This is a genomic window from Egibacter rhizosphaerae, from assembly GCF_004322855.1.
Lineage (GTDB): Bacteria > Actinomycetota > Nitriliruptoria > Euzebyales > Egibacteraceae > Egibacter > Egibacter rhizosphaerae.
Window position 1 is genome coordinate 2969830 of sequence record NZ_CP036402.1, and the last position, 12041, is coordinate 2981870.

Here is a 12041-nt window from a genome sequence, read left to right on the forward strand (position 1 = left end):
GGAGGCCCGGTAGCAGGCTGCCGGCGTCGGGGGGAGACGCTCGGCGTCGAAGCGCAGTGTCGAAAGCCACGTGGGTGGGAGCGACTGGGCGGTCCGTAGCATGAAGCGAAGCCTGCGGCGTCGTTAGAGGCCGGCGACGGCACCGGCGAGGCGCTGGCCGGCCTGTTGCGCCCCGGCAACGCCGGCAGCAACACCGCCGCCGCTCACATCTGCCTGCTCGACGCCGCGCTGGCCGGCCTGCCCGAGCAGTGCGACGACCGCGAGGTCGTGGTGCGCGGCGACGCGGGCTACGCGACCAAGGCCTTGCTCGCCCACGCGCGCGAGCAGGGCTGCGGGTTCTCGGTGACCTTCGAGGTCACCGAAGCGGTCAAGCACGCCATCCGCGGCCTCGACGAGCACGCGTGGGAGCCCGCCATCCGCCAAGACCACACACTGCGCGAAGGCGCCGCGGTCACCGAGCTCACCGACACCGTCGACCTGCCCGAAGGGTGGCCCACCGCCTCGCGGCTGATCATCCGCCGCGAACCCTTGCACCCCGGCGCGCAGCAGACCATCTCAGACCTCGACGGGTGCCGGTTCACCGCCCTGCTCACCGACCAACCCGACAGCGACATCGCCGTGCTCGAGCAGCGCCACCGCGCCCGCGCTCGCGCCGAGGACCGCATCCGCACGCTGAAAGATCTCGGCATGGGCAACCTGCCCTGCGACGACTACCAGCGCAACGCCGTGTGGCTACAGCTGGCGCTGCTCGCGCTCAACCTCACCACCTGGACCCAAGCACTCACGCTCGACGGCGAGCTCGCCCGCGCCGAACCCAAACGCCTGCGCTACCAGCTGCTGCACGTCGCCGCTCGCCTCGTCCGCAGCGGTCGGCGCACCACCCTGCGCCTGGCCGCCGACTGGCCCTGGACCCCCCAGCTCGTCGCCGCGTTCCAGCGACTACGCCCTACCTCCCGCACCCGTCTGACCCCCCGGCCCCGCGACCTTTGACAACCCACCCCGACACGACGACGCGGTCACCGACCGCGACCTCGTGCTGCCCCCGAACGCAACGGCCCGGCCGCTCCACACCTGCCGACACCGCTCCAGAGACGAGAGAGCACCACCGCAGCGCTCACCGACCCGACTCACTCCCTCGCGGAAGCGGCACGAATAATCGAGGCTAGTGCGTGAACTCCTCGACGAGCCCCTGCAGCATGTGCTCGCCTCCCTCGGGAACGGAGATCTCGAGCACGGTCGACTCGTCGTTGAGCCCGACGTCGAAGCCGAAGAACGAGCAGCACTGGGACTCGTCGCGCACGAACGTCCGCACCGCCGGTTCGGCCTCACGCGTGAATTCCAGGACCGCTCGACGCGGCTGGTGCTCCTGTAGCTGCCGGAACTGCTCGCGCGCCTCGCGATCGGTCTCCCGGCGGGAGGCGACCTCCTCGGGGGTGAGGGCGCACGTGAACCGTCCGTTGTCGCTCATCGCGGGCTCCTTTGCTCGTCGGGTGCGATGGCGATCGATACGCTAGGATTTGAAGTTGACTTCAAGTCAAGGAGGTCGGTGATGACCGACACGCTGTCCATCGGGGAGGTCGCCCGGCGGGCGGGCGTGGCGACCTCGACCGTGCGCTACTACGACCGGCTCGGGCTCGTCCCCGTCGTGGACCGGGACGGCACCGGCCGCCGCTACGACGACTCCGCCCTCCGGCGCCTCACGGTGATCAGGAGCTTTCAGCACGCGGGGTTCAGCCTCGACGAGATCAAGGAGTTGCTCGACGGCGCCGGCCGGTGGCAGCACCTCGCCCGCGAGAAGCGCGAACAACTGTCCGCGCGCATTCAGGAGCTCGTCACGGCCCAGGAGCTGATCGACGCCGCGCTCGCGTGCGGCTGCGAGGACCTCGAGGGGTGTCCCGCCCACGAGGAGCGGTCCAGCTGCCCGTAAGGGGGCACCGCCCGCGGGATAAGGGGGCGTATCGCGCGATCTTGGGCGGTTCCCGGACGAGCCCGCCGCCCTCGCGTTCCTACCGTCACGACCGTTGACCGACGGCCGACGACACGACGGAGGACGCGATGGCCATGTCACACGACCCTGGCCGGGGACGACGCCGGGGGCTCGCCCTGGTGATGGCGGGTGGGCTGGCGCTGCTGGCCGCGGCCTGCGAGCCGGTGGCCCAGGGGTACAGCCCGTCCGACCCGCCGCCCGACACGATCGAGATCGAGGCAGGGACCGAGGAGGCGGCAGGGACGCATCCGCGGGCAGGGGTCCCTCCCCAGTACGTCAGCGAGCCGCGTTCGCCGGCTGACTGCCGCCCCCTGTCGGCCGAACAGCCGATCACCCCGTGCTGACGCACCCCGAGGTCCGGCGGAACGATGCCGGCGTGGACGCTCGAGGCTGATCCGAGGCGGGGAGAGGCCCACGGGGGTGCCCGAGGCCCATCTAAGAAGGGAGGTCATCCGATCTAAGGGACCTGCCGATGCGGGTGTTTCCGATGTCCCCGTAGGTTCGTCGCGATGGCGATGCGAGCCGGTGGCTCCGGCCGCACGAGCGCCAGAGGCGCGGATCCGACGATGGGGGGACGAGGTGGCAGCGACCACGGGAACCATCCACCGATCCGAGCTCGAGCGCTTGGCCCGGGACGAGTTGGCCGGCCTGCGTGCGCTCGCGCGTCGGCTCACCCGCGCCGAGGCCGAGGACCTCGTGCAGGAGAGCCTGTTGCGTGCGTGCCGCTCGTTCCACTCGCTGCGCGACCCCGTGGCGGCGCCGGCATGGTTGCGCAGCATCCTCATCAACGTCTGGCGCGACCGGGTGCGCACGATCCACGCCCGGCCGCGCGAGATCCCCACCGACGGGGACGACGCATCGGCGCCGCGAGACGTCGCGGACCTGTCGACGCCGCCTCCCTTCGCAGAGACCCTGCACGTGGACAGCGTCGACGCGTTCAGCGCTCACGACGTGCGGGTCCTCTTGGACCAGCTGCCGGACCGGTACCGGCTGCCGCTCGTGTTGCGCTACCTCCACGGGTGGTCGACGCACGAGATCGCCGGCCACCTCGACCTGCCGCTGGGGACCGTGCTGTCGCAACTGCATCGCGGACGGGAGCGCCTCGCCCGAGCCCTGCGGCGCTATGCCGAGGAGGCGGACGTGGGCGATCTGGGGGAGCGCGAGGGGATGGTCGCGTCCGAGGGGCGGGCACCGGTCCGCCATCGTGTCGACCGCGACAGCTTCGTAGACTCCGCTGTGTCGCAACCTGGCCGAGGGGAGTGAATCGCGTGGCGGCCGGACGGTTCGTGGGTCGCGACGAGGAGCTCGTGCGCCTGCGCGACGCCTGGCGGCGTGCGGGCGAGGAGCGGCCCTGCACCGTGCTCATCGGCGGGGAGGCGGGGATCGGGAAGAGCCGCCTCGTCGGCGAGTTCGTGCAAGGCCTCGACCCGGTGCGGGCGCGGGTGCTCACGAGTGCGTGCGTCTCGCTCGGAACCGGTGGTCTCAGCTACGCGCCGGTGGTCGAGGCGCTGCGGCCGCTCGCCGTCGCGTTCAGCGGTCCGGCTCTCGATTGGCTCGTCGGCGAGGGGGGACACGAACTCGAGCCGCTGCTGCCCGAGCTGACCGGACGGAGCGAAAGCGAGCGGGTCGAGGCGCCCCCCGTCGAGGCCGCCGCCCAGCATCGGTTGTTCCTCCGCCTGCTCCAGCTCCTCGAGCGGCTGTCCACCGACCGTCCGGTGGTGCTGGTGATCGAGGACCTGCACTGGGCGGACCATTCCACGCGCGAGCTACTGGCCTTCCTCGCACGCAACCTCCGCGACGTGCCGGTGCTGCTGGTCGGCACGTACCGCACCGAGCACCTGCAGCCCGGGGATCCCCTGCGCGCCCTCCTGCTGGAACTCGACCACGGCCGCGTCGGCGAGCGTCTCGAGCTCGCGCGGTTCGATCGGGAACGGGTGGCCGAACTCGTCGAGAGACTCGTCGGCGTGCCGGTGGCCGACGAGGTGACCGGGGAGGTGCTGCGCCGGTCGGACGGCAATCCGCTGTTCGCCGAGGAGCTGCTCGAGTGCATGCGCCGAGGTGACGAGCGCGCGCTCCCGCCCACGTTGCGGGACCTGCTGTCCGACCGGGTCGAGCGGCTCGACCCGGCCGGTCGGGCCGTGGTCGAGGCGGCTGCCGTCGTCGGTCACGACGTCGACCACCGGTTGCTTGCCGCCGTCGCCGGCCTGGACGAGGAGGCGCTGGCCGTCGGTGTCCGCGAGGCAGCCACCCACCAGATCCTGGAGTCCATGCCCGACGGCCGCACCTACCGGTTCCGGCATGCCCTGATCGCCGAGGTCGTGCAAGCCGAGCTGACGGTGGCCGAGCGCCAGCGGCTCCACGGGGCCATCGCCGAGGCGGTGAGCGCCCGGCCGGGCCCGATCGGGAGCGACACGGACGGGGTCGTGGCGCACCACTGGGATGCCGCGGGCATCGCCGAGCGTGCGCTGCCGGCGCGGCTGGCCGCCGGATTCACGGCCGAGCGGACGTACGGCTTCGGTGAGGCGCACCGGCACTTCGCGCGTGCCGCCGAGCTGTGGGAGGAGGCCGGCGACCCGCCGTCGTGTGCCGGGGTCGACCGCGTCGACGTGCTGGAACGCGCGGCGACCGCCGCTGACTTCAGCGGCGAGCACGCCTCGGCGACCCGGCTCGCCACGGACGCCCTCGAGCACGCGGATCCCCAGCGGACCGGGAGGTTGCGCCAGATCGTCGGCCGCAGCCGCTTGCTCGCCGGTGACAGCTCGACCGGGGTCGAGGAGGCTGGCACGGCCGTCGAGCAGCTCCCCGACACCGCGCCGTCACGACTGCGCGCCGAGCTGCTGGCGACCTACGGGCTGATGCTGGCCGTGACGGGCCGTTCCCCCGACCGAGCCGATGCGTGCTGCCAGGAGGCGCGGGAGCTGGCTTCGGGGCTCGGCCTCCCCGACGTCGAGGCGCGGGCACGCAACGGTCTCGCCCTGCTGGGGGGGAGCGACGTCCACGGCGCCATCGAGCACTTGCACGCGGCGCGAGCACTTGCCGATGCGGCGGGCAACGTCGAGGAGCTGCTGCGCACGGAACTGAATCTCGCGTTCGTGCTCGCCAGCGCTGGGCGGATCGCCGACGCCGCCAGGGTCACGGGCGACGGAGCCGCCCGAGCGCGCGAGTTCGGTGCGGGCCGATGGCAGGGCGTCTTGCTGGAGACGGGGCGCGCGTCGGCGTGCTTCGCGCTCGGCCGCTGGGATGAGGCCGAGGAGGTGCTCGCTCGGGTCCTGCGCAACGTGCCCACGGGGCGGGCCGCTCGTATCGCCGGCGCGCTGTGCGCCGACCTGGAGACCGCTCGGGGCCGCTTCGACCGTGCCGAGCGCGCACTGGGCGCCTGCCGGCAGGGCGATCTGGACGAGGAGGACGTCGCCGCGGCGGCCGCTGAACTCGCGCTGTGGCGTGGGTGCCCCGACGACGCCATCGGCACGGTGGGTCCCGCCCTGGAGCGGGCGGACGAGCCCACCACCGGCCTCGGGAGCGGGGCGGCACGCCTGCGGTGGCTCGCGATCCGGGCCCACACCGACCGGATCGCGATCGCCGCGCCGTTGCGTCGGGAGCGTGTGGTCGCGGAGGGGCGCCGGAGCGTCGCCGCGCTGGCCGAGGACGCGGCACGCGACGAAGGCGGCCTCCCTCCACAGCGGGCCTACGCCGCCCTGAGCGTTGCCGAGACCAGCCGCGCGCGCCAGGAGCCGGCCCCCGAGCAGTGGGAGATCGCCGCGCGCCGCTGGGAGGCCTTGCCCCACCTCCATCACGCGGCGTACGCGAGGTGGCGGCAGGCCGAGGCGCTCGCGGCCGGCCAGGCCCCCGAGGGCGCGATCGGCCAGCCCCTGCGGCAGGCGCTGGCCTCCGCCGGTGAGCTCGGGGCCGAGCCATTGCGCGAGGCCGTCGAGGCCCTCGCTCTCCGCGCGCGGATCGCGGTGGACGTGGACCGCGAGGACGGGGGGCAGGACCCCGAGACGCCCGACCCCGCCGCGGAACTGGGCCTCACCCACCGTGAGGTTGACGTGCTCGAGCTCCTCGCCGAGGGGTGGACGAACCCGAGGATCGGGCGGGCCCTGTACATCACGGACAAGACCGCGAGCGTCCACGTGACCAACATCCTGCGCAAGCTCGGATGCCGCAACCGCACGGAGGCCGCGGCCGTCGCCCACCGGCTCGGCTTGGCCACGCCCTCGGACCCGGCCACGCGCGCGGACTCGGCCACACCCACGGACTGACGTGCCGGACCGGGCACGCTCCGCCCGGGACGTCTACACGGGATGGAGTAGGAGGCCCGACGTGAGCTTGGGATAGAAGTACGTGCTCTTCTGCGGCATGACCTCGCCCCGCCGCGCGACGGCGAACACGTCCTCGATGCGCAGCGCCCGGATCAGGAACGCGACGTCGGCCTCGCCCCGGTCGACGCTGGCGGTGGCCTCCTCGGCCCTCGGGGTGTAGGAGATCCCGTCGTGGCCGAGCCGGTCGACGAGCTGGACATCGAGCTCTCCCGGGGGTCCGACGAGCAGCTCCGCCTTGTCCGCGGCGTAGCGAATCGCTGCGGGCCGCTCGTAGTCGAGGTCCGCGAGGCTCGCGAGCGCCTCGTGCGCGTCGTCGTGCGACGACACCACATCGACCGGCAGCGATCCCGCCGCCTCCGGTGCGCGCTCGAAGACCCGGTGGGTCGGGAAGATCGCCAGCCCGTCGTCCCGGCTGGAGACCAACACTGCCAGTGTGCGACCGCTCTCCGGCGTGCCCATCTCCTCGTGGAAGGCGAGCGCGGTCTCGTAGCGGTGATGCCCGTCCGCGATCAGCAGCTCACGGTCGGCGAAGCCGTCGGAGACGGCACCGTCGTCCTCGACGCGCCACACCCGCGTGCCCTCGATCTCGAGGTCCGGTGGGCGGTCCGGCCGGTCCAGCGGCGGGGGTCCGTGGTAGAGGCAGAAGATCGGCTCGAGCTGGGTGTGGACCTCCCGCAGCAACCGCAGGCGATCCTCCTTCGGGCCCCGGTGGGTGCGCTCGTGGGGCAGGATCGTGCCCGCCTCGTACGGTTCGACCTCCAGCGACGCGGCGAGGCCGGTCCGGGTACGGGCGATGCCGTCGGGGCCGACGAAGTCCTGCTCGATGACGTACGCGGCCGGCCGCTCGTCCCGGACGAGCACGCCCCGCTGACGCCAGTCGGCGAGGGTGCGCGCGGCCCCGTCCGCGGAGTCGGGCAGCGTGAGGTGCGTGATGTTGTGCGGGCTCGAGGCCTGCAACTCGTCGCGCTGGGCCGACGAGATCACGTCGTAGGGCGGCGCGACGAGCGTCTCCAAGGGGCCCGCCGCCGCAGGGTCGAAGCGCAGTGCCTGGAATGGTCGGACGCTGGCCATGGCTACACGCTAGACCATGGTGCCGACGCCCCGCCAGGGTCCCCTGGCGCGAGCCAGGGACAGGACGCCGGCCGACGCGCCTGGCTCGTCGCCGCTACTGCTTGGCCCGCAGCCGTCGCAGCACGTAGTGCAGGATGCCGCCGTGGCGGTAGTAGGCGGCCTCGAGTGCGGTGTCGATCCGCACGGTGGCCTCGAACTCCTTGCCGTCCGCGCGGACGGTCACGGTGCGCGGGATCTCGTGGTGGCCCTCGAGGCCCGTGATCTCGAACGTCTCCTCGCCGGTGAGCCCCAGGGTCACGGCGGACTCGCCCTCGGGGAACTCGAGCGGCAGGACCCCCATGCCGATCAGGTTCGACCGGTGGATCCGCTCAAAGGTCTCGACGAGGACGGCACGCACACCCAGGAGCATCGGGCCCTTGGCCGCCCAGTCGCGCGAGGAGCCGGAGCCGTACTCCTTGCCGCCGAGGACGACCAGCGGCGTGCCCTCCCTCTGGTAGCGCATGGCGGCGTCGTAGATCGTCGTCTGCTCCCGCTCGGGGAACTTGAGGGTGACGCCGCCCTCGGTGCCGGGCGCGATCTGGTTGCGCAGCCGCACGTTCGCGAACGTGCCGCGCATCATGACCTCGTGGTTGCCGCGGCGGGCGCCGTAGGAGTTGAAGTCGTGCTTCTCGACGCCCCGCTCGAGCAGGTACTGCCCCGCGGGCGTGTTCTCGACGATCGCGCCGGCCGGGGAGATGTGGTCGGTGGTCACGCTGTCGCCCAGCTTCGCGAGCACCCGCGCGCCGCTGATGTCGCGCACCGGCTCGGGCTCGGCGCCCATCTCGTCGAAGAACGGCGGCTTCTGCACGTAGGTCGAGTTGGGGTCCCAGGGGGACTCGTCGCCCGACGGCGCGTCCATGCCCTGCCACCGCTCGTCGCCGTCGAGGATGTTCGCGTAGCTCTTGCGGAACATCTCCGAGTCGATGTTCTCACGGACCAGTTGCTCGACGTCGGCGGAGCTCGGCCAGATGTCGGCCAGGTAGATCGGCGAGCCGTCGGAGGCCCGGCCGAGTGGCTCCCGGTAGAGGTCGACGTCCATCGACCCCGCGATCGCGTAGGCGACGACGAGCGGTGGCGACGCGAGATAGTTCATCTTCACGTCGGGGTTGATCCGCCCCTCGAAGTTGCGGTTGCCGGACAGGACCGACACGACAGTGAGGTCGTTGTCCCGCACGGCCTGCGAGATCTCGGGTGACAGCGGGCCGGAGTTGCCCACGCAGGTGGTGCAGCCGAAGCCGACGAGGTTGAACCCCAGCTTCTCCAGGTAGGGCAGCAGCCCCGCGTCACGGTAGTAGTCCATCACGACCTTCGACCCCGGCGCGAGGGAGGTCTTCACCCAGGGCTGGCTCTCGAGTCCGGCGTCCACGGCGTTCTTGGCGAGGAGGCCGGCGCCGAGCATGACCTGCGGGTTCGAGGTGTTCGTGCACGAGGTGATCGCCGCGATCACGACGTCCCCGTGACTGAGGCGGAACTGCTCGCCGTCGCTGGTCTCGACGAGCACGCCGTTGGGTTGGTCCTCCTCCGGCGTCGGCGTGTCGCTGGCGGGGAAGGTCTCCTCAAGCGCCTCGTCGGTTGACCACTGCGTGTAGCGAGCGAGCGACTCGCGGAACACATGCTTGGACTCGGTGAGCGCGACCCGGTCCTGGGGGCGCGAGGGTCCGGCGAGGCTCGACACGACGGTCGAGAGGTCGAGCTCGAGGTGCTCGGAGTACTGCGCCTCGCGGCTCGGGTCGTGGAAGAGGCCCTGCTCCTTGGCGTACCGCTCGACGAGCTCGATCTGCCCCTGCGGCCGGCCGGTGAACTCCAGGTAGCGCAGGGTCTCGTCGTCGATCGGGAAGATCGCCGCGGTCGAGCCGTACTCGGGGCTCATGTTCCCGATCGTCGCGCGGTTCGCGAGCGGCACCTCGGCCACGCCGGGGCCGTAGAACTCCACGAACTTGCCGACCACGCCGTGGCTGCGCAGGAGCTCGGTGATCGTGAGCACCAGGTCGGTCGCCGTGGTGCCCTCGGGCAACTCGCCGGAGAGCTTCAGCCCCACGACCTTGGGCACGAGCATCGAGATGGGCTGGCCGAGCATCGCGGCCTCGGCCTCGATGCCCCCCACGCCCCAGCCGAGCACGCCGAGGCCGTTGATCATCGGGGTGTGGCTGTCCAGGCCGACGAGGGTGTCGGGGTAGGCGCGGCCCTTGCCGTCGGTGAAGACGACCTGCGCGAGGTACTCGAGGTTGACCTGGTGCACGATCCCGGTGCTCGGCGGGACGACGCGCAGCGCGTTGAAGGCCTCCTGGCCCCACCGCAGGAAGCGGTACCGCTCGATGTTGCGATGGAACTCGATCTCGGCGTTGCGCACGAAGGCCTCCGGCACACCGGCGACCTCGGCGATGACCGAGTGGTCGATCACCAGGTCGGCGGGCAGCGCCGGGTCGACGACGTCGGGGTCCCCGCCGAGGTCGCCGATCGCGTCGCGCATCGCCGCGAAGTCCACGATGGCCGGAACGCCGGTGAAGTCCTGCAGCAGGACGCGGGCCGGCGTGAACAGGGTCTCGCTCTGCGTCCGTGCGTTCGGGTCCCAGGCGAGGAAGTCCTCGATCTGCTCGCGGGTGACCGTGTCACCGTCCTCGTTGCGGAGGAGGTTCTCGAGCAGGATCTTGAGCGAGTAGGGAAAGCGATCGAGGTCGGCGTCGACCGCGTCCAGGCGATGGATCTCGTACCGCTCCCCACCGACCTCCAGGGAACTGCGGGCACCGAAGCTGTTGCCGGCCATTGCGTCCTCCGTGGCTCGTCGCAAGTGTTGGCAGCGTAACGGCCGGGGGGACCGTCAGCACGCTCGGGGCAGGCCGCCTCGCGGTGACCTGCGCGCGGTCCGCGCAGCACTTCCCTCCGCCGGCTTCGCCTGATATGGTTCGGACCCCTTTGCATTGTGCATGGTAGCACTCCCAGGAGGCCCCGGTGACCGACGGACCGAGCGTGGCGAGCGTCATGGCCGACTTCATCAACGAAGCCGGCGTGCCCTACGTCTTCGGGTATCCCGGGACGTCGAACATCGAGTTCATGGAGGGAGCGCGCCAGCGGGGCGTCGAGACGGTCCTGGCACGCCGCGAGCCGACCGCGGCCTTCATGGCCGAAGGGTTGTCCATGGCCACCGGCGGGCTCGGCGTGTGCCTCTCGACGCTGGGACCGGGCTCGACGGCGCTCGTCAACGGTGTCGCGGCCGCGCAGCTCGACCGTGTCCCCATGCTCGCGATCAGTGGGCAGATCGGGACCGCCAAGGAGCCCTTCTTCACCCACCAGGTCGTCGAGCACGAGCGGCTGTTCGCGCCCATCTCGAAGTGGGCCGGCCGCGTCGACGCGGGCAGCACCGCCACCATCATGCGCAAGGCGCTGCGGCTCGCGACCGCCGAGCGGCCGGGGGCCGTGCACCTGACGACGAACGCGGACGTGGCCAAGGCCACCACCACCACCGACGACGAGGTCGTGCTCCCCCCGATGGAGGCGGCGGCCGTCGCCGGACAGGTTCACCGCCGGCCGGGGACGGCCGACCCGACGGCCAGCCTGCGCGAGGCTCGCCGCCCCGTGATCGTCGCCGGGATCGCCGCGGTGCGGGCCGGCGCGACGCCCGAGCTCGTGCGCCTCGCCGAGGAGGAGGGGATCCCCGTGGTGGTGGCGCCGATGGCCAAGGGGGTGTTCCCCGAGAACCACCCGATGTTCGCCGGCGTCATCGACATGGCGTGCAACCAGGTGATCTGGGACTTCCTCGCCGACGCCGACCTCGTGCTCGCGGTCGGCTTCGATCCGGTCGAGCTGATCAAGCCGTGGGAGATCGACACCCCCGTCGTGCACGTCGATGCGGTCGCTAACACCGATCAGATCTACCGGGCCGACGTCGAGGTCGTGGGTGCGATTCCCGCGTTGCTGGACTGGCTGCGCGAGGAGGCCGCCAGCGGGCCCGCGTGGTCCGAGGCCGATCTCGCGCCGCACCGGGCGCGGCTCACCGACGAGTACTACCGCGGCCGCGTCGACGGGCGGCTCAACCCCACCGACGTGGTGGACGCCGTGCGCGCGGCCCTGCCGCGCGAGGCGATCGTCACGACCGACGTCGGCAGCCACAAGCTGCTCGTGGGCCAGGGGTGGACGACGTACGAGCCGCGGACCTCGCTCATGAGCAACGGGCTCTCGTCGATGGGGTTCGGGCTACCCGCGGCGATCGGCGCGCAGCTCGCGGTGCCCGGCGCGCCTGTCGCCGCGATCATCGGGGACGGCGGCTTCGCGATGGTGCAGGGCGAGTTGCAGCTCGCCTCGAGCCTCGGTCTCGGGATCGTGGTGGTCGTCCTCGTGGACGGCAGCCTCAACCGCATCGAGCTGAAGCAGCAGGCGCTCGGCTATCCGAGCACCGCGACCCGGATCGAGGAGTCCGACCTCGTGCGGCTCGCCGAGGCGATGGGCTGCGACGGGGAGCGCACCGACGACCTCGCGACCCTCGAGAAGGCGCTCGAGGGGTCGGCCGGTCGCGACCGGCCGCTGGTGATCGAGGCCCACATCGATCCCGCCCAGTACCTCTCGCAGTTCTGACCGACGGGGCGCCTCGGCGGCCCGCCACACGAGGTCCGACAGGGCCGGGACCCAGT

8 protein-coding genes and 1 pseudogene are annotated in these 12041 nt (G+C 72.1%); 6 read left to right on the plus strand and 3 right to left on the minus strand.

Annotated elements, in window-relative coordinates; all coding sequences use genetic code 11:
- Window positions 1-147: 147 nt before the first annotated feature.
- A pseudogene (locus tag ER308_RS13965) lies at window positions 148-990 on the plus strand (IS1380 family transposase); the annotation flags it as partial.
- Window positions 991-1162: 172 nt separating this feature from the next.
- Here ER308_RS13965 and ER308_RS13970 read toward each other — a convergent pair.
- On the minus strand, window positions 1163-1468 hold the full coding sequence (locus tag ER308_RS13970; RefSeq protein WP_131155553.1) for a hypothetical protein: 306 nt from the start codon (window positions 1466-1468) through the stop codon (window positions 1163-1165).
- Between the two features lie 81 nt (window positions 1469-1549).
- On the opposite strand from ER308_RS13970, the gene ER308_RS13975 reads away from it, so the two are divergent.
- The 4 genes from ER308_RS13975 (at window position 1550) to ER308_RS13985 (ending at window position 6246) form a co-directional block, all read left to right on the plus strand.
- A complete protein-coding gene (locus ER308_RS13975; protein WP_131155554.1) occupies window positions 1550-1927 on the plus strand; it encodes a MerR family transcriptional regulator in 378 nt (125 codons plus the stop codon).
- Between the two features lie 128 nt (window positions 1928-2055).
- A complete protein-coding gene (locus tag ER308_RS21705; protein ID WP_165492098.1) occupies window positions 2056-2331 on the plus strand; it encodes a hypothetical protein in 276 nt (91 codons plus the stop codon).
- A 235-nt stretch (window positions 2332-2566) separates the two neighbouring features.
- Complete coding sequence (locus ER308_RS21710) at window positions 2567-3250, plus strand: RNA polymerase sigma factor (RefSeq protein ID WP_165492099.1); 684 nt, start codon at window positions 2567-2569, stop codon at window positions 3248-3250.
- 5 nt (window positions 3251-3255) lie between these two features.
- Window positions 3256-6246 (plus strand): helix-turn-helix transcriptional regulator, encoded by a 2991-nt coding sequence (locus tag ER308_RS13985; RefSeq protein WP_165492100.1) that lies wholly within the window; start codon window positions 3256-3258, stop codon window positions 6244-6246.
- Window positions 6247-6279: 33 nt separating this feature from the next.
- Here ER308_RS13985 and ER308_RS13990 read toward each other — a convergent pair whose 3' ends face one another.
- Window positions 6280-7377, minus strand: a complete 1098-nt coding sequence (locus ER308_RS13990) for a DUF1015 family protein (protein WP_131155557.1) — start codon at window positions 7375-7377, stop codon at window positions 6280-6282.
- A gap of 94 nt (window positions 7378-7471) precedes the next feature.
- Entirely contained in the window at window positions 7472-10180 is a 2709-nt protein-coding gene (acnA, locus tag ER308_RS13995) for an aconitate hydratase AcnA (protein ID WP_131157032.1), read from the minus strand.
- Between the two features lie 185 nt (window positions 10181-10365).
- Here acnA and ER308_RS14000 point away from each other — a divergent pair, with 185 nt between their 5' ends.
- Window positions 10366-11985 (plus strand): thiamine pyrophosphate-binding protein, encoded by a 1620-nt coding sequence (locus ER308_RS14000; RefSeq protein ID WP_131155558.1) that lies wholly within the window; start codon window positions 10366-10368, stop codon window positions 11983-11985.
- Window positions 11986-12041: the final 56 nt, after the last annotated feature.